Origin of the sequence: Brachybacterium fresconis, assembly GCF_017876515.1 — a bacterium.
Taxonomy (GTDB): Bacteria; Actinomycetota; Actinomycetes; order Actinomycetales; family Dermabacteraceae; genus Brachybacterium; species Brachybacterium fresconis.
In genome coordinates, this window is sequence record NZ_JAGIOC010000001.1 from 2,815,414 (window position 1) to 2,832,328 (window position 16,915).

Sequence of the window (16,915 nt, forward strand, 5' to 3'; positions counted from 1 at the left end):
TCCCCGCGGCCGGCCGGACCACCCTCGGCGCTCACCGGGCCGAGGGACCCCAGGACTGCGAGGAGCCACATCAGGTGAGCGACAGCGACCGACCCCTGCCCGCCCAGGACGCGCCCCAGGGCGCGCCGGACCCGGTGCCCGATCCCGCACCCGAGGTCGGCTCCATCGGGGAGCGCGCAGCCCACGCCCCCACGCACTACGACGCCTCGGACATCACCGTCCTCGAGGGCCTCGAAGCGGTCCGCAAGCGCCCCGGCATGTACATCGGCTCCACCGGTGAGCGCGGCCTGCACCACATGGTCCAGGAGATCGTCGACAACTCGGTGGACGAGGCGATGGCCGGTCACGGCGAGACCATCGAGGTGACCCTGCTGGCCGACGGCGGCGTGCGCTGCGTCGACCACGCCCGCGGCATCCCGGTCGCCATGCACCCCACCGAGGGCAAGCCCGCCGTCGAGCTGGTGCTCACCGTGCTGCACGCCGGCGGCAAGTTCGGCGGCGGCGGGTACGCGGTCTCCGGCGGTCTGCACGGCGTCGGCTCCTCCGTGGTCAACGCGCTCTCGGTGCGGATGGAGGTGGAGATCCGCCGTGACGGTCACGTGTGGCGCCAGACCTACTCCCGCGGCGCCCCCGCCACCGAGCTGGTCCGGGGCGAGGAGACCGACGAGACCGGCACCACGATCACCTTCTGGGCCGACGACGAGATCTTCGACGAGACCGTCTACGACGTCGAGACGCTGCGCAGGCGGTTCCAGCAGATGGCGTTCCTGAACAAGGGCCTGCGCATCACGCTGACCGACGAGCGTCCCGTGGAGGTCGACGAGACCGAGGACGAGGATCTGGTCGACGTCGAGCTCGAGGCCGAAGGCGCCGAGAAGAACGACGGTCCGATCGTCTTCTCCTACCACTACGAGCGCGGCCTGCAGGACTTCGTCGAGTTCATCAACACGGCCAAGCGGGCCGAGGTCATCCACCCCGACATCATCTCCTTCGAGTCCGAGGACACGGAGGTGGAGATCTCCGTCGAGGTCGCCATGCAGTGGACCGGCGCCTACTCGGAATCGGTCCACACCTACGCCAACACGATCAACACCCACGAGGGCGGCACCCACGAGGAGGGCTTCCGCTCCTCGCTGACCTCGATCGTGAACCGCTACGGACGCGCTCAGGGCCTGCTGAAGGAGAAGGACGCCAACCTCACCGGCGAGGACATCCGCGAGGGCCTGACCGCCGTGGTGTCCGTCAAGCTCGGCGAGCCCCAGTTCGAGGGCCAGACCAAGACCAAGCTGGGCAACACCGTCGCCCGCACCTTCATGGTCAAGGTGATGACCGATCAGCTGCAGGACTGGTTCGAGTCCCACCCGTCCGAGGCCAAGGCCATCGTCATGAAGGGCCAGGCCGCGGCGGCCGCCCGCGAGGCGGCCCGCAAGGCCCGCGACGCCACCCGCCGCAAGTCGCCGCTGGAGACCGGAGGCATGCCGGGCAAGCTGCGCGACTGCTCCTCCCGCAATCCCTCCGAATCCGAGATCTTCATCGTCGAGGGCGACTCCGCCGGCGGCTCCGCCGTGCAGGGCCGCGATCCGCGCACCCAGGCCATCCTGCCCATCCGCGGCAAGATCCTGAACGTGGAGAAGGCCCGGCTGGACCGAGCCCTGGACAACCAGGAGGTCCGCTCGCTGATCACCGCCTTCGGCACCGGCATCGGGGACGACTTCGACGCCACCAAGCTGCGGTACCACAAGATCGTCCTGATGGCCGACGCGGACGTCGACGGCCAGCACATCTGCACCCTGCTGCTGACGCTGCTGTTCCGCTACATGCGCCCGCTGATCGAGCTCGGCCACGTGTTCATCGCGATGCCGCCGCTGTACCGCCTGAAGTGGTCCAACGCCCCGCACGAGTACGTGTTCAGCGACGACGAGCGCGACGAGCGGATGGAGGCCGGCCGGGCCGCCGGACGCCGCATCCCCAAGGACAACGGGATCCAGCGCTACAAGGGCCTGGGCGAGATGGACTGGAAGGAGCTCCAGGCCACCACCATGGACAGCGCATCGCGCACGCTGAAGCAGGTCACGGTCGATGAGGCCGCCGACGCCGACACCATCTTCTCCGTCCTGATGGGCGACGACGTCGAGTCGCGACGCCGCTTCATCCAGGAGAACGCCAAGGACGTCCGCTTCCTCGACATCTGAGCCCGCCCCGGGTCGGCGCCGGGGAGAGCCCGAGCGCCCCCGGGAGCGCCACGACCATCGGCCCCACCTGAAAGGCCTTCCGCATCATGAGCGACACCCCGCAGGACCCCACGAACCCCGACGAGACCCCGGAGCTGCCCGCCTCCGTGGCCGGACAGGCCACCCCCGAGGGCGCCCACGAGGTCTCCGGCTCCGAGGCCGCCGACCGCACCGTCACCCTCGTCGACCCGCTCGACGAGGGGGAGGTCGACCGCATCACCCAGGTCGACCTGAACCAGGAGATGCAGCGCTCCTATCTCGACTACGCGATGAGCGTGATCGTCTCCCGTGCGCTGCCCGACGTCCGCGACGGCCTCAAGCCCGTCCACCGTCGCATCGTCTACGCGATGTACGACGGCGGCTACCGCCCCGACCGCTCCTTCTCCAAGTGCGCGAAGGTCGTCGGCGAGGTGATGGGCAACTATCACCCCCACGGCGACAGCGCGATCTACGACGCCATGGTGCGCCTGGTGCAGCCGTGGTCGATGCGGTATCCGCTGATCCTGGGACAGGGCAATTTCGGCTCGCCCGGCGACGACGGCGCGGCCGCCCCGCGGTACACCGAGTGCAAGATGGCCCCGCTGGCCCTCGAGCTGGTGCGCGACATCGACCAGGAGACGGTCGATATGCAGGGCAACTACGACAACACGGTCGACGAACCCGTCGTGCTGCCCGCCCGTTTCCCGAACCTGCTGGTCAACGGCTCCTCCGGCATCGCCGTGGGCATGGCCACCAACATCCCGCCGCACAACCTGCGCGAGGTGGCCGACGCCGTCCAGTGGCTGCTGACGAACCACGAGGCCACCAAGGCGGAGCTGCTCGAGGCCTGCCTGCGGTTCATCAAGGGACCTGACTTCCCCAGCGGCGCCACCATCGCCGGCACCCGGGGCATCGAGGACGCGTACCGCACCGGGCGCGGCTCCATCACCCAGCGCGCCGTGGTCTCCACCGAGGAGATCAACGGGCGGATGTCGCTCGTGGTCACGGAGCTGCCGTACCAGGTCAACCCCGACACCCTGGCGCGCAAGATCGCCGAGATGGTCAAGCTCGGCAAGATCCAGGGCATCGCCGACATCACCGACGAGACCTCCGGCCGGACCGGCCAGCGCCTGGTCATCACGCTCAAGCGCGATGCCGTCGCCAAGGTCGTGCTGAACAACCTCTACAAGCACACCCAGCTGCAGGAGAACTTCTCCGCCAACATGCTGGCGCTCGCCGGCGGGGTGCCGCGCACCCTGTCGATCGACTCCTTCGTGCGCGAGTGGACCAAGCACCAGATCGACGTCATCATCCGCCGCACCCGGTACCGCCTGCGCAAGGCCGAGGAGCAGATCCACATCTACCGCGGCTACCTCAAGGCGCTCGATGCGCTCGACGAGGTCATCGCGCTGATCCGCCGCTCCCCGGATGCCGACAAGGCCCGCGACGGGCTGATGGAGCTGCTGGAGATCGACGAGACCCAGGCCGGTGCGATCCTGGCCATGCAGCTTCGCCGCCTGGCCGCCCTGGAACGACAGAAGATCACCGACGAGCACGACCGTCTGCAGGCCCTCATCGAGGAGTACACCGCGATCCTGGCCTCGCCGGAGCGTCAGCGGGAGATCGTCTCCGAGGAGCTGGGCGAGCTCGTCGACAAGTACGGCGACGACCGCCGCACGCGGATCGATCCCTTCGACGGCGACATGTCGATGGAGGACCTGATCCCCGAGCAGGACGTCGTCGTCACCATCACCCGCGGCGGCTACGTCAAGCGCACCCGGGCCGACCAGTACCGCGCCCAGAAGCGCGGCGGCAAGGGCGTGCGGGGCGCCTCGCTGCGGACGGACGACGTGGTCGAGCACTTCTTCACCACCACCACGCACCGCTGGCTGCTGTTCTTCACCAACCAGGGCCGGGTCTACCGCGCCAAGGGTTACGAGCTGCCGGAGGCCCCGCGGGACGCCAAGGGCCAGCACGTGGCGAACCTGATGGCCTTCCAGCCCGACGAGAACATCGCCTCGGTGCTGGCGATCGACAGCTACGAGGACGCCCAGTACCTCGTGCTCGCCACCCAGTCCGGGCTGGTCAAGAAGACCCCGATGACGGCCTTCGACTCCAACCGCACCGGCGGCATCATCGCGATCAACCTGCGCGACATCGACGGGGTCGACGGGACCCAGCCGGACCGGGTGATCGCGGCCCGCTCCGTGGACGCCGACGATCACCTGCTGCTGGTCTCCCGCAACGGCCAGTCCGTGCGGTTCCCGGCCGCCGATGACGTGCTGCGTCCGACGGGCCGCGCCACCAGCGGCGTGACCGGGATGAAGTTCCGCCACGACGACGAGCTGCTGGCGATGGACGTGATCCGCCCCGAGCAGTTCGTGGTCACCGTGACCGACGGCGGATACGCCAAGCGCACCAGCATCGACGAGTACCGCGTCCAGGGCCGCGGCGGCCTGGGCATCCGGGTCGCGAAGCTGCCCGACGACCGCGGTCACCTGGTCGGTGCCGCCGCCGTCGACGAGTCCGACGAGCTGCTGGTGGTGATGGAGAAGGGCCGCGTGGTCCGCTCCAGCGTGGCCGAGGTCCCGGCGAAGGGCCGCACCACCATGGGCGTCGTCTTCGCCAAGCCCGGCAAGAGCGATCGCATCCTGCTGGTCACCACGAGCCCCGAGTCCGAGATCGATGAGGACGTGGAGGATGCGGCAGAGGGCGGGGACACGGCCTCCGGCGACGGCGGTGCCGACCCTGCGAACGCGGTCGAGACCTCGAGCGAGGCCGTGGCCGAGGCGGTCGAGGGCGCAGATGCTGTGGAGATCGATACCGAGGACGGGTCGCAGACGGGGTCCTCCCCGTCGGATGATCTAGGCTCGGACGCGTCCGCCCCGTCGCCGTCCGGCGATGACGACCCGATCGAGGAGTGATCCGTGAGCACGAGTGATTCGAGGACGGCCCCCGGCCCGTCCGCATCACCGGAATCGAGCACCCAGCTCCCGTCGTTCCAGGACGAGAAGGAGCCGTCCACGGACGAGCAGTCGATCGGGTCCGGCAAGGGCTCGGCCGCCCGGGGCGCGAGCCGCAGCCCGAAGAAGACCACCTCGGCGGCGAGCCCGGTCGAGGCCGAGAAGCGCGGCCCGCGTCGGGTGCGCCTGACCCTGGCCCGGCTCGACCCGTTCTCCGTGATGAAGCTGTCGTTCCTGGTCGCCATCGCCATCGGCATCGCGACCGTGGTGGCCGTGGTGCTGCTGTGGAACCTGGTCGACGCGATCGGTCTGTGGACCCAGATCGACCAGCTCGGCCGTGACCTCAACGGCGGCGAGCCGCTGCCGTTCATGGAGTTCTTCCAGTTCTCCAAGATGGTCAGCTACGGCACCATCGTCGCGGTGGTGAACGTCGTGATCATCACCGCGCTGGGCACACTGCTGGCCTTCCTCTACAACCTGGTGGCGGCGCTGCTGGGTGGATTGAAGATGACCTTCACCGACGAGTGAGCCATCGGGCGGGCGAGCCGCCGGGCGGGCACCCGACCTCGCCCATCCCGCCCACTCACCCGCCACTCACCCGCATTCACCCGCATTCACCCGCCACTCACCCGCATTCACCCGCCGAGCTCTGCGTTCTCGTTCCCACAGCGCGTTATGGGAACGACTGCGCAGAGCTCGGCGCTGTGGGTGTGGGTGTGGGTGGTGGGTCGGGGCTGGGGATGGCTCCGTGGTGCTGGTGCTGGTGCTGGTGCTGGTGCTGGTGCCGGTGCTGGTGCTGGGATGGTTGGGGAGCGCCCGGGTCACTCCTGACGTTCGGTGACGTCTGCGACCTGGGCATCCAGATGCGCGAGGGTGGCCTCGGCAGGGACCGTGGCCGCGACGCCATGGGCGCCGGCACCGATCGAGATCTGTCGAGCCGGGTCCCCTCTCAGCGAGGCATCGGCGATCACGGGCCAGGCGGTGGTGGATCCGAACGGGGTGATGGTGCCGCGCTCGTACCCGGTGACCTCCCGGGCCACCTCCGCGTCCGGCATCGACAGCCGGTTCACCCCGAGCACTGCCCGCAGCTTCGGCCAGGAGATCTCCCGATCGCCCGGGACCAGCACGAACAGGAAGTCGCCCTCGCCGCGCCGCACCACCAGGGTCTTGACGATGTCCCGAGGCTCGACGCCGCGGGCCGCCGCTGCCTGGGCGAGCGAGCCGACGCGGCCGTGTCGCGTGATCTCGTGATCGAGGCCGGAGGCCTCCAGGGCGCTGGTCGCAGGTGTCTCGCTCATGGGCCCACGATAGGCGGGACGCGCCACGGGCGGGGACGGCGGCGGTGCGGGACCCCGATGGCCACGGGCCGGTTGCAGCACGCATCGCACGGCGTGGCGCGGACCACCGGAACCTGGGGCAGGCGGTGAGGCCTCGCTAAGGTCGAAGGATGTCCTGCTCCTCGACCCTGCCTGTCTCGACCCTGCCTGTCTCGACGCTGCCTGCCTCGACCTCGCCCACGCCGTCCGTCCCGGATGCGCCCGAGGACTATCCCTGGACGGGGCAGGCGGTGCGCTCCGCGCTGCTGCTCAGCACCGGGATCGCGGACCTCGACCCGGACGGCGGGGTGGACGCCCCGGCCGAGCAGCAGGACCGCCCGCTGGTGGACGTCGCCGCGATCGAGGCCGGCCTCGCCGCGGACGGTGCCGCCCCGCTGGCCGAGCGCACGCTGGTGGTGGCCGTCGGCTCCAACCAGACGCCCGAGACCATCGCGCGCAAGTACGCCCGCTCCGGTCATGATCTGCACCCGGCCACGCCGTTCGTGCGCTGCACGATCCACGATCTCGCCGTCGGCCACTGCGCCCACATCTCCGCACGGGGCTACATCCCCGCGGCGCCGTACCGCGCGCAGGGGGAGCGGATGGAGCTCGTGGCCACCTGGTTCGATGACGAGCAGCTCGCCGTGGTCGACGAGACCGAGCCGAACTACGAGCGGATCCACCTCGAGCAGGAGAGCTTCCCGGTGACGCTGGCGACGGGGGAGCGGCCGCGGCACGTCGACGTCTACGCCTCGGTGTGGGGCGTCCTCGCCCATGAGCACCCGATCCCGCTGCGCCATCGGCAGCAGGAGATCTTCGACGAACTCGTGGCACTGACCGGCTCCGAACTGGTCCGCGGGGACGCGGCGGAGATCTGCGCGCGGCTCGAGGCCGCCCCCGACGCCCTGCAGACCCTGGTGCGCGAGCACTCCCTGGTGGCCGAGGACGGCCTTCCCCGGGGCTGACGCATCGGGAGGGAGGAGGGCGGACGGTCCCGACTCACTCCACCGTGATGTCGATCCGGTGCCAGCCGCTCGCCCCGTTCGGGGCGGGAGGGGCCTGCTCGTCGGTCTGGACCTCTCCTTCGCCGTCGGTGGCCCGCACCGTCGCCGTGTGATCGCCCGGGGCGGCATCCTCCCAGCGCAGCGACCACTGCACCCAGGTGTCCTCGGTGACCTCGGCGCCGAGGTCGGCCTCGCGCCAGTCCCCGTCGTCGATCCGCACCTCGACCGCCGCGATCCCGCGCTGCTGCGCCCAGGCGGTGCCCCCGAGCATGACGGCGCCCGCCCCATCGGGAGTCAGCGACTGACTGCTGCGGGGCACGTCGATGCGCGAGGCGATCTTGATCGGGCCCCGCTCCGACCAGCCGCGCGTGGACCAGTAGGCGACGTCGTCCGCGAAGCGCGTGACCTTCAGCTCCGTGAGCCATTTCGTGGCCGAGACGTAGCCGTACAGCCCCGGAACCACCATGCGCACCGGATAGCCGTGCTGCTGCGGCAGCGGCTGCCCGTTCATGCCGACGGCGACCAGGGAGTCCCTCGCGTCGGTCAGCGCCTCGAGCGGGGTCGAGGCGGTGAACCCGTCGATCGAGCGGGAGAGGACCATGTCGGCTCCGTCCTGGATCCCGACCCGTTCGAGCAGGTCGCGCACAGGCACGCCCAGCCAGGTCGCGTTCCCGGCGAGCTCCCCGCCGACGGGATTGGAGACGCAGGCCAGCGTCACGTGCCTGGTGATCATCGGTTCGGCCAGCAGCTCCTCGAAGCTCAGGGTCAGCTCGTGGTCCACCAGGCCGTGGATCCGCAGCTGCCACGAGGTGGGATCGACGCGCGGCACGGCGAGGGCGGTGTCGATCCGGTAGAAGTCCGCATTCGGGGTGACATACGGGGGCATGCCCTCGAGGTCCACCTGAGCGTCCTCGGGAATCGGCTCCGCGGAGGCGACCGGGTCCGGCAGCACGTACTGCGCGGCCCGACGGGCCAGTTCACGGCTCGCCGTGACGCCGCGTGCGATGGCGGCGGCGGCGATCGCCCCGACCCCGAGCGCCCCGATGCCGACCAGCGCCCGACGACGATTCCAGGTCGTCTCCGTCGACCCGGGCCGCACGGCACGGAGCATGACCACCAGCAGCGGCACCGCGGCCACGGTCCCGGCCACGGTGGGCAGCGCGTCCGCCGCGCTGGTGTCCGCCCGGGTCAGCACGACGATCGCCGCGAACAGGCCGAGCCCGGCCTGCACCCCGGCGGCGATGCGCGGCCGACGGGCGCCGAGGGCGCCGTTGAGGCCCGTGAGGAGGACGTACACCGTGATCATGGACGCGAACAGGACAAGTTTGTCCTTGGTGCCGAACAAGCCGATGGCCAGGTCTTTCACCCACGGCGGGATGATGTCGATGAATCCCCCGCCGACGGCCACGAAGGGGGCCGAGGAGGAGCTGAAGGCCAGCGAGACGAGCTGCGCGACGGCCACCAGCACGAGGCCCGCGACCACGCCCGCGATGGCGGACCACCACGGGACGGGCCGGTCGCGGGCGGTCATCACAGGGCTCCCGCCGCGATCGGGTCGGTGGTCGGCTGTTCGGAGCCGCCCGCCGGTTCGACGGTGAGGCCGAGCTGCGCTCCCGCGGGCATCTCTCCCTCCATCCTCACGGTCTGGTCCGACGCGGAGATCAGCCCGGCGTCGTGGGGGCCTTCCTCATCGATGAGCCACAGCTGATAGGTGCTGCCGCTGGGGAGGTCCGCCAGATCGGCGGCCTGGACGATCATCGCCTCCTGATCGCGCGAATACATCAGGTGCAGTGCACCTCCGGACTCGGCCGGCACCGTCAGCTGCGTCGCGTCGTCGGAGGCCATGATGGTCGAGACCATCTGCTGCTCCTGCTCGGCGTCCTCCTGCGCGGATTGCAGGGCCTCGATCGTCTCCTGCGCGTCCTGCTGCGCGGCGCGCTCGGTGCTCCACAGCCCGACGCCGGCGACGCTGGTGACCAGGAGGGCGGTCGCCGCGACGGCGAGCCACCGGGTGCGTCGTACGACCGACCGGTAGCGGTCCAGGGGGACGACCTCGGCATCCCGGGAATCGGCGGCGGGGGCGTCGGCGGCCTGCGTCTCGGCCCGATGGGTGTTCTCGGCGGGGGCGGACGGTGTCGCGTTCTCGTCGGCGTCCTGCTCGGCGTGCGGCGGGAGCTGACGAGTCCGGGCGATCCGCGCCATCACCGAGTCCTTGAGCTCGGGGCGCGGCGGGGCCGGCTCCAGGCCGCGGGCGAGCTCGCCGGCGGTCTCCTCGAAGGAGCGGGCCTCGGCGGCGGCCTCGGGGTCCTGCGCGAGGTAGTCCTCGATCTGGGCGCGTTCGTCGGCGTCCAGGGCGTTCAGCGCCCAGGCGCCGGTCATGTCGTGCTTCTGCTCGTTCACGAGGTCACCCCCAGGCTCTCCCGCAGGACGATCATGCCGTCCCGTATTCGTGTCTTCGCCGTCCCGACCGGAATGTCGAGCAGGGCCGCCACCTCGCGGTGACTGTAGCCACCGAAGTATGCGAGGCGGATCGCCTCGGACTGCGGGGACGTCAGGCCACGCATCGCGGTGGCGACGCGCTGGGATTCGATTCTCAGTACTCCTTCCTCCTGCACATCGACGACCTCCTCCTCGAGGGCCCGGATGCCTTCTTCCGAGTCCCGACGCCGTGCGGCGTCACTGGAGCGGACGGTGTCGACGGCGCGCCGATGGGCGATGGTGCACATCCATCCGTGGGCGGAGCCGCGGCGGCTGTCGAACCGGGTGGCCTGCTTCCAGATCTCCACGAACACTTCCTGCAGCACCTCCTCACTGATCGACACATCTCGCACCACGCGCTTGATGAGGGCGAACAGCAGGGACGAGGTCTCGTCGTAGAGATCGGAGAAGGCGTCCTGGTCCCCTCGGGCGACGCGGCCCAACAGCTCGGACAGGGGAGGCACGGTGACCTCGGGGTCACCGTGCGCCCTCCCATCCGGCTCGCGCGACCGTGGTCGCGTCACTTCTTCCTCGGGGGGATCGAGCGCCATGCACAGCTCCTTCGGCGACGGCGTGAGCGGGCGAGGGGAAACTGCGGATGATGCCGCCGTCCCGCTCATCGCATCGTCTCAGTGTGCGCGGTTCAGGCGGCGTCCGCCATCGGCAGCGGCATCAGAACGGTATCGACCAGGCGGACGGCGGTGTTCCAGGTCCGCACGCCGCCGCAGATCCCGGACGCGACTGCTCCGAGCTCCGGACGCATCATGGACGTGCTCATGACAGTCTCCTTCGTGATCCTGTGCTGACACCCCAGCGGCGTCATGCAAGAAGTTCGGAGCGGCCCGTGGCGTGGATTGGTGCGGATCCCTGGAGGTGCTGTGACCTCCCGTACAACCGTCGGGGCCGGTTGGACGCCGTGGGCCGGAGCGCTGTAGTGTTGCTCGTCGGTGGCTGATACCGACGGACGTCGCAGATCAGCCTCCACGGGCCTATAGCTCAGTCGGTTAGAGCGCTGTCCTGATAAGACAGAGGTCACTGGTTCAAGTCCAGTTAGGCCCACTTCGAGGATCGGAGGACTCGTGAAGAAGCTCATCAGCTACACCGCCGTCCTGGTCGGCTCGACCGTCGCCGGCCTCCTCGTGTGGAGGAAGGTCGAGTCGGATCGCCACCGCGACGAGCTGTGGTCCGAGGCCGAGCGGATCTCCGCCGAGCAGGACGCCACCGAGATCCGCGACTGATCCACCGGCGTTCTCCCTGCGCCCGTGGCGCCGAGGGGGCTTAACTCAGTTGGTAGAGTGCGACCTTTGCAAGGTCGAAGTCAGGGGTTCGAATCCCCTAGCCTCCACAGATGTGCAGGTCGAGGCCCTTCCCCGTCACGGGGGAGGGCCTCGAGCGATGCGCCGGGCGGTCGGTGGTCCAGCGCCGTCAGCGGTGATCCGGTCCGCTCCCGGTGCGTCCGATCCGCGGGCCGCTCAGCGCGGAGCGTGCGAAGAAGGTGAGGAAGCGGGCCGCCGCCCGCAGTCGGCGGGCGCGGGTGAAGCCCTGGCCGCGCACGGACGTCCCCAGCCGGACCACGTCCGGGACGCTGATCGTCAGCAGTGCCCGGAAGGGCTGCGCGTCCGAGGCGCCCACGGGGGCGATCTCGGAAGGCAGCGTGGTCAGCCCGGACAGCAGGGCCAGAGGCAGACGGGAGCGGGTCGTCTTGACGCCCGTCAGCTGCCAGGGGCGCCCGGAGTCGTCCTCGAACCGCAGGGAGTAGCGCATCGCCTCGTCGACGCCGCGGGGGAACAGGGACAGGGTGCCGGTGACGGGTGCTTGCGAGGCGAGACCGTCGACGTCGATCGCACCCTGGATCGAGACGGCGTGCGCCGGGTCGGTGAGGAAGTGGTCGATGCTGCGAACCTCGGCGCTCAGTCGCATCTCGAGACGGGACCGGCGGCGACCGGGCGCGGCCATCCGCTCGGTGAACAGGACACCGTCGCCCCGGGTCCCCTCCTGAAGGGCCGCGGCGGCGAGGAAGGCGGAGTCCTCGGGCACCGGCGCCGGCGCGACGTCCTCCCATTCCGGGGCGCGCCATCCGGGGCGGCCGGAGGCACGGATGACGGTCTCGATGGCCCGTTCCGTGGCGGCCAGGATCGTGGCCGAGGGATTGACGCCCGTGGCCGCCGGGAGGGTCGAGCCGTCCATGACGAACAGCCCGGGGTACCCGTGCACCTCGCCCTGTGAGTCGACGACGCCGCTGCCGGCATCGGGGCCGGGGCGCACCCCGCCCAGCGGGTGGACGGTGATGGTCCTGCGCAGCAGGGACCAGGTCGGGGGGTTGTACTGGCGGGCGCCCAGCAGGCGGCTGATCAGGGGCCCCACTCGGCGCTGGGACCGGTAGAGATGGGACTGCCACCGATTGCTCCAGGACAGCTCCGCCTTCCCGGAGGAGTCCAGGCGCAGCGTGCCCCGGCCGGAGTCCCTGCCCATGGAGAGCACGGCGAAGGTTCGACGCGGGTCCGAGCGACGAAGCCGCTGCCACCGGTGCCGCAGGCCTCCGGCGGGCAGCAGCGCGTCGATGAGCGCGTGCAGCGGTGGCGGGATCGCGCCGTCCTGGACCTGGTACCAGACCGACCGACGCCCTTCCGGAACGGACAGCACCGTGGTGGTGGTGATCGTGGGCCCGGTCGTCATGTCCTTCCGGTCGCCGCGCAGCTCCGCGAGGGTCAGGAAGTCGCCGTTGCCGGAGAATCCGCGTCCCAGGTGCGGGGACAGGCCCGGCAGCGTGCCGTGCCGGTCCCGTGAGCGCAGCAGCAGCTCATTGGTGGCCACGGCTCCGGCGGCGAGGATCACCATCGGCGCGACCCATTCGCGAGGGGGCGCGGAGGGATCGGAAGGTGTCGAGGTGACCACCGTGTACTCGCGGCCTTTCGAGGCGGCGGAGCGGAGATCGATCCGTTGGACCTCGGCGTCGGTGACGGCGTGCGCGCCATGGCGCTCCGCGAGCGCGAGGTAGGTCGTGTCCAGGGTGTTCTTGGCCCCGTGGTTGCAGCCGATCACGCACTCGCCCACGAAGGCGCATCCTCGCCGCGGGACGCCCTGGGCGTTGGGACGCCACGTCTCGGGATCACCGAAGGTGACGGCGAGCGCGGGGCGGATGGTGCGCTCCGGTGCCCCCATTCCTTCCATCATCCGCTCGATGAGGGCGGTGCGGGGCGCGGCCTCGCCGGTGCTCGGATCGGAGCCGGCCGGCGCCACGCCCATCACATGGGCCGCCAGGTCGTAATAGGGATCGAGGGTCTGCCGACGCAGATGGTCGGGCCAGCGCTCATCCATCGCGCCCTCGAAGGGTCGGGCGAACACATTGGCGTAGACGAGCGACCCACCGCCCCAGCCCGAGGCCTGGACGCTGCCCATGGTGTCGAGCCAGCGGATGTCGTAGAGGCCGCGGTCGACCCCCCACAGCCAGCCGTCCTCGAGGTCGGGTCGACGGGGGAAGTCCCCGGGGTGCCATCGTCGGCCCCGCTCGAGGATCACGACGGAGAACCCTGCTTGAGCGAGGCGGGCGGCAGCGACGGCACCGCCGAAACCGCTGCCCACGACGATGGCGTCGGCGGTGGATCGCTCGTCCATGACCGTCCTCTCCGATACGTCGGGGCCGTTCACGGGTGCGAGGCGGTGCTGTCGACGAGCCCCTCGAGGCGATCCGGAGCCGTGGGGAGCTTGTCGCGGCGCACCCTGACCCGGTCGCTCTGGTCGTCGAGCATCCGCCGACGGGGCGACGTCGACGTCAACGTCAGGGTACCGCCCTGTCCGCCTCGCCCGCCGGGCGAGGGAGCAGCGGCGCAGAAAATCTTCCAATCCGCTGATCCGTGCGCTCCGAACCACTCCTGGATCGCCGCCCCCGACGGCCGCAGGGTCGTCCGGCGTCCGACGAAGGAGTCATCATGCGCACGACGACGAAGCGAATGCTCCCCCTCCTCGCGGCCACGGCCATGCTCGGCACGTTCGGGATGTCCGGCGCCGCGATGGCCGAGGGGCCCGACAGCACCTCGCTCGAGGCGAACCTGACCCAGCTGAACGACTCCGGCGCCTCCGGCACCGCGTGGGTCACGGTCGAGGGCAACGAGGTCACCGTGAAGCTCGACAGCACCGGCATGCTCGCCGAGGCCCCCCACGCCCAGCACATCCACATCGGGGGCAAGAACCAGTGCCCCGATCCGAACATGGAGGGCACCGGGGCTGACGGCGCGATCCGCACCACCGACGCCGCCGGCGACTACGGCGGCGTCAAGGTCTCCCTGACCAAGGACGGCGACACCAGCCCGGACAGCGCCCTGGCCGTCGAGCGGTTCCCCACCGGTGACGCGACCTACGAGCGCAGCTTCGAGGTCAGCGACGAGATCGCCGAGAACCTGCGCAACGGTGACGGCTCCGTGGTCCTCCACGGCGTCGACCACAACGGCAACGGCACCTACGACGGCGAGCAGATGTCCGATCTGGACGAGTCCCTGCCGTCCGAGGCGACCGATCCGGCCGCCTGCGGTGAGCTGGAGATGAGCCAGATGGACGCCATGCCCGAGGGCGGCGCCGAGACCGGTGACGGCACCACCGCCGGCATCGAGAACTCCGGCGCCATGCTCGCCGGGGGCGGCCTGCTGACCGCTGCGGCTGCCGGCGCGTTCGCGCTGCGTCGTCGCCAGACCCAGAAGTGACATGACCCCTCAGGGATCATCCCACCGGGGCGGCGGTCGTCGGATGACGGCCGCCGCCCTGGCGGTCCTCGCCCTGGTCGGCGCGGCGCTGCTGGTGTTCTCGCTGACCAGTCAGGTCGGCGCACCCCCGGAGCCCGAGCTGCGAACGGCCGCTTCGGACAGCGGGGGCAGCACCCCGGTCTCTGACGGCGGGGGCACCTGGTCAGGGGGCGAGGCGACACCCGCGGAGCCGTCGCCCACCCCCAGCACCGAGGCCGCCGAGCCCACCGAGCAGCCCGGGACCGAGGACGCCACGACCTCCGCGATCGCGGCCCCGCTGGAGCCCTCCGAACCCACGGGCCTGCGGATCCCGTCGATCGACGTCGACGAGCAGCTCTTCCCGATCGGCCTCGGCGACAACGGTGAGCTGCTGGCCCCCCGCGGCGACCGTGCGCACCGGCCCGCGTGGTTCGAGGGGTCCCCCACGCCCGGCGAGAACGGCCCCTCGGTGATCGAGGGTCATGTGACCTGGGGCGATGATCCCTCCGTATTCTTCGAACTCGGTGACCTCGAAGCCGGTGACCGGGTCGAGGTCGAGCGGGAGGACGGCACGGTCGCGACCTTCGAGGTCTACGACGCGGCCCGCTATCCCAAGGACGAGTTCCCGACCCTGGCCGTCTACGGGCGGACCGAGGGCCCGGAACTGCGGTTGATCACCTGCGGCGGCGACCTCGGCGCGGACGGCCACCACCTCGACAACACCGTCATCTTCGCCCGGCTTCTCCAGAGCTGAGGATCACGCCATGGCCACCACCACCCGGCCCCGCCAGGGATGGTTCGGGCAGCTCCTGCTGCGCCTGCACTTCTATGCCGCGATCTTCGTCGGCCCCTTCATCCTGGTCTCTGCGGCCAGCGGCGCCCTCTACGCGATGACCCCGCAGCTGGAGCAGATCGTCTATGCCGAGGAGCTCACCGCCCCGTCCGACGGTCCCGCACTGCCGATCGCCGATCAGGTCGAGGCGGCGACGGCGCACGTGGGCGACGGGGCGGAGCCCGCCGCGGTCCGCCCGGCACCGGAGCCGGGGGAGACGACGCGCGTGATGTTCGCCGAGGACTCGCTCGGGGAGAGCGAGTCGCGCGCGATCTTCGTCGACCCCGCCTCCACCGAGATCCGCGGCGACCTCACCGTCTACGGCACCAGCGGCGCCCTGCCGCTGCGCACCTGGCTCGACCAGCTGCATCGCAGCCTGCATCTCGGCGACGTCGGTCGGCTGTACAGCGAGCTCTCCGCGTCCTGGCTCGGGGTGATCGCCGCAGCGGGTCTCGGGCTGTGGATCCGACGAGCCCGGCGCGCCCGTCGGGCCCGGGACCTGGTGAGACCGGACCTCCGGGCGCACGGCTATCGCCGGACCCTCTCGCTGCACACCTCAGCGGGAGTCTGGGTGCTGTTCGGCGCGCTCTTCCTCTCGGCCACCGGCATCACCTGGTCGCAGTACGGCGGCGGGAACATCGGCACGATCCGCGAGGCCTTCGGGTTCACCACCGCGTCGGTGAGCACGCAGCTGCCGACGAGCCCCGGCACGACGGACGGCGGCCGCGGGGGCGAGCATGCGGGTCACGGCGACGGCGGACAGGTGGCCGAGGGGTCCGGCGGTCACGGCGCGATGCAGCAGGCGGGGTCGACCCCGACCGAGATCGACGGCGTCCTCGCCGCCGGCCGGGCCGTCAACATCGACACCGGTCGGGTCGAGATCCTGCCGCCCGCCGATGCGGATTCCGCCTGGGTGGTGCAGGAGATCCAGCGCAGCTACCCGACCGAGGTCGACGCCGTCGCCGTCGACGGCGCCACCCTCGAGGTCGTCGACCGCACCGACTTCGCCGACCAGGACCTCGCCGCGAAGCTGACCCGATGGGGGATCGACCTGCACATGGGTACCCTGTTCGGCCTGGCGAACCAGATCGTCCTGGTCGTGATCGCCTCCACGCTGGTCGCGACGATCCTCTGGGGCTATCTCATGTGGTGGCAGCGTCGACCTACCCGGGGCGGGCGCGGGGCGGGCAGACCGCCACGCCGCGGTGCTCTGACCCGCGCACCCTGGTGGGGCGTGGTCCTGGTCCTGCTCGGCGCCGTCGGCATCGGGCTGATGCTGCCGCTGATGGGTGCGAGCCTCGCCGCCTTCGTGGTGCTCGACACCGTCCACGGACGCCTCACGGCGCGCCGGGCGAGGTGACGGCGCCCCTGCCGAGCCGGGTAGGGTTCCGGACGAC

General features: G+C 70.9%; 14 protein-coding genes and 2 tRNA genes. 10 read left to right on the forward strand and 6 right to left on the reverse strand.

Annotated features, from left to right (window positions below; translation table 11 throughout):
- The first annotated feature begins 74 nt into the window (after positions 1-74).
- The 3 genes from gyrB (at position 75) to JOF44_RS21175 (ending at position 5,701) form a co-directional block, all read left to right on the forward strand.
- Positions 75-2,192, forward strand: coding sequence for a DNA topoisomerase (ATP-hydrolyzing) subunit B (gene gyrB, locus JOF44_RS12705; protein ID WP_377785140.1), 2,118 nt, complete (start codon positions 75-77; stop codon positions 2,190-2,192).
- 86 nt (positions 2,193-2,278) lie between these two features.
- A complete protein-coding gene (gene gyrA, locus JOF44_RS12710; protein WP_209891909.1) occupies positions 2,279-5,134 on the forward strand; it encodes a DNA gyrase subunit A in 2,856 nt (951 codons plus the stop codon).
- A 3-nt stretch (positions 5,135-5,137) separates the two neighbouring features.
- A complete protein-coding gene (locus tag JOF44_RS21175) occupies positions 5,138-5,701 on the forward strand; it encodes a DUF3566 domain-containing protein (RefSeq protein ID WP_209891912.1) in 564 nt (187 codons plus the stop codon).
- A 293-nt stretch (positions 5,702-5,994) separates the two neighbouring features.
- On the opposite strand, the gene JOF44_RS12720 is transcribed toward JOF44_RS21175, so the two are convergent.
- Positions 5,995-6,471, reverse strand: a complete 477-nt coding sequence (locus tag JOF44_RS12720; RefSeq protein ID WP_209891915.1) for an aminoacyl-tRNA deacylase — start codon at positions 6,469-6,471, stop codon at positions 5,995-5,997.
- 149 nt (positions 6,472-6,620) lie between these two features.
- Here JOF44_RS12720 and JOF44_RS12725 point away from each other — a divergent pair, with 149 nt between their 5' ends.
- The gene (locus JOF44_RS12725; RefSeq protein ID WP_209891917.1) at positions 6,621-7,454 is read left to right on the forward strand and encodes a hypothetical protein; all 834 of its coding nucleotides are present in this window, start codon (positions 6,621-6,623) and stop codon (positions 7,452-7,454) included.
- Positions 7,455-7,488: 34 nt separating this feature from the next.
- On the opposite strand, the gene JOF44_RS12730 is transcribed toward JOF44_RS12725, so the two are convergent.
- The 4 genes from JOF44_RS12730 to JOF44_RS21005 form a co-directional block, all read right to left on the reverse strand.
- Positions 7,489-9,024, reverse strand: a complete 1,536-nt coding sequence (locus tag JOF44_RS12730) for a molybdopterin-dependent oxidoreductase (RefSeq protein WP_209891920.1) — start codon at positions 9,022-9,024, stop codon at positions 7,489-7,491.
- Complete coding sequence (locus JOF44_RS12735) at positions 9,024-9,893, reverse strand: anti-sigma factor (RefSeq protein WP_209891923.1); 870 nt, start codon at positions 9,891-9,893, stop codon at positions 9,024-9,026. The genes JOF44_RS12730 and JOF44_RS12735 overlap by 1 nt, the downstream gene beginning before the upstream one ends.
- The gene (sigK, locus tag JOF44_RS12740) at positions 9,890-10,522 is read right to left on the reverse strand and encodes an ECF RNA polymerase sigma factor SigK (RefSeq protein ID WP_209891926.1); all 633 of its coding nucleotides are present in this window, start codon (positions 10,520-10,522) and stop codon (positions 9,890-9,892) included. Before sigK ends, JOF44_RS12735 begins: the two co-directional genes overlap by 4 nt.
- A 92-nt stretch (positions 10,523-10,614) precedes the next feature.
- Entirely contained in the window at positions 10,615-10,749 is a 135-nt protein-coding gene (locus JOF44_RS21005; RefSeq protein ID WP_281067096.1) for a hypothetical protein, read from the reverse strand.
- A gap of 207 nt (positions 10,750-10,956) precedes the next feature.
- Between JOF44_RS21005 and JOF44_RS12745 the strand changes: the two genes are divergently transcribed.
- The 3 genes from JOF44_RS12745 to JOF44_RS12755 all read left to right on the forward strand — a co-directional run bounded on the left by JOF44_RS12745 (position 10,957) and on the right by JOF44_RS12755 (position 11,316).
- Positions 10,957-11,030 (forward strand) — tRNA-Ile (locus JOF44_RS12745).
- 20 nt (positions 11,031-11,050) lie between these two features.
- Positions 11,051-11,209 carry a DLW-39 family protein gene (locus tag JOF44_RS12750; protein ID WP_209891930.1) on the forward strand — a complete coding sequence of 53 codons (159 nt, stop codon included), beginning with the start codon at positions 11,051-11,053 and terminating at the stop codon, positions 11,207-11,209.
- 34 nt (positions 11,210-11,243) lie between these two features.
- A tRNA-Ala gene (locus JOF44_RS12755) sits at positions 11,244-11,316 on the forward strand.
- A gap of 80 nt (positions 11,317-11,396) precedes the next feature.
- Here JOF44_RS12755 and JOF44_RS12760 read toward each other — a convergent pair.
- Entirely contained in the window at positions 11,397-13,586 is a 2,190-nt protein-coding gene (locus JOF44_RS12760; protein WP_209891934.1) for a GMC oxidoreductase, read from the reverse strand.
- 314 nt (positions 13,587-13,900) lie between these two features.
- On the opposite strand from JOF44_RS12760, the gene JOF44_RS12765 reads away from it, so the two are divergent.
- From JOF44_RS12765 to JOF44_RS12775, 3 genes are read left to right on the forward strand one after another with little or no spacing between them, the layout of a single operon-like run.
- Complete coding sequence (locus JOF44_RS12765; protein ID WP_209891937.1) at positions 13,901-14,668, forward strand: CHRD domain-containing protein; 768 nt, start codon at positions 13,901-13,903, stop codon at positions 14,666-14,668.
- Between the two features lies 1 nt (position 14,669).
- A complete protein-coding gene (locus JOF44_RS12770) occupies positions 14,670-15,440 on the forward strand; it encodes a class F sortase (protein ID WP_209891940.1) in 771 nt (256 codons plus the stop codon).
- 10 nt (positions 15,441-15,450) lie between these two features.
- Entirely contained in the window at positions 15,451-16,878 is a 1,428-nt protein-coding gene (locus JOF44_RS12775; RefSeq protein WP_209891943.1) for a PepSY-associated TM helix domain-containing protein, read from the forward strand.
- Positions 16,879-16,915 lie beyond the last annotated feature (37 nt).

Bases quoted from the DNA above. Each gene is read 5' to 3' on its own strand.
- gyrA (WP_209891909.1), top strand. From the start codon at position 2,279: ATGAGCGACACCCCGCAGGACCCCACGAACCCCGACGAGACCCCGGAG.
- JOF44_RS12720 (WP_209891915.1), bottom strand. From the start codon at position 6,471: ATGAGCGAGACACCTGCGACCAGCGCCCTGGAGGCCTCCGGCCTCGAT.
- JOF44_RS12725 (WP_209891917.1), top strand. From the start codon at position 6,621: ATGTCCTGCTCCTCGACCCTGCCTGTCTCGACCCTGCCTGTCTCGACG.
- JOF44_RS12730 (WP_209891920.1), bottom strand. From the start codon at position 9,024: ATGACCGCCCGCGACCGGCCCGTCCCGTGGTGGTCCGCCATCGCGGGC.
- sigK (WP_209891926.1), bottom strand. From the start codon at position 10,522: ATGGCGCTCGATCCCCCCGAGGAAGAAGTGACGCGACCACGGTCGCGC.
- JOF44_RS21005 (WP_281067096.1), bottom strand. From the start codon at position 10,749: ATGAGCACGTCCATGATGCGTCCGGAGCTCGGAGCAGTCGCGTCCGGG.
- JOF44_RS12760 (WP_209891934.1), bottom strand. From the start codon at position 13,586: ATGGACGAGCGATCCACCGCCGACGCCATCGTCGTGGGCAGCGGTTTC.
- JOF44_RS12765 (WP_209891937.1), top strand. From the start codon at position 13,901: ATGCGCACGACGACGAAGCGAATGCTCCCCCTCCTCGCGGCCACGGCC.
- JOF44_RS12770 (WP_209891940.1), top strand. From the start codon at position 14,670: ATGACCCCTCAGGGATCATCCCACCGGGGCGGCGGTCGTCGGATGACG.
- JOF44_RS12775 (WP_209891943.1), top strand. From the start codon at position 15,451: ATGGCCACCACCACCCGGCCCCGCCAGGGATGGTTCGGGCAGCTCCTG.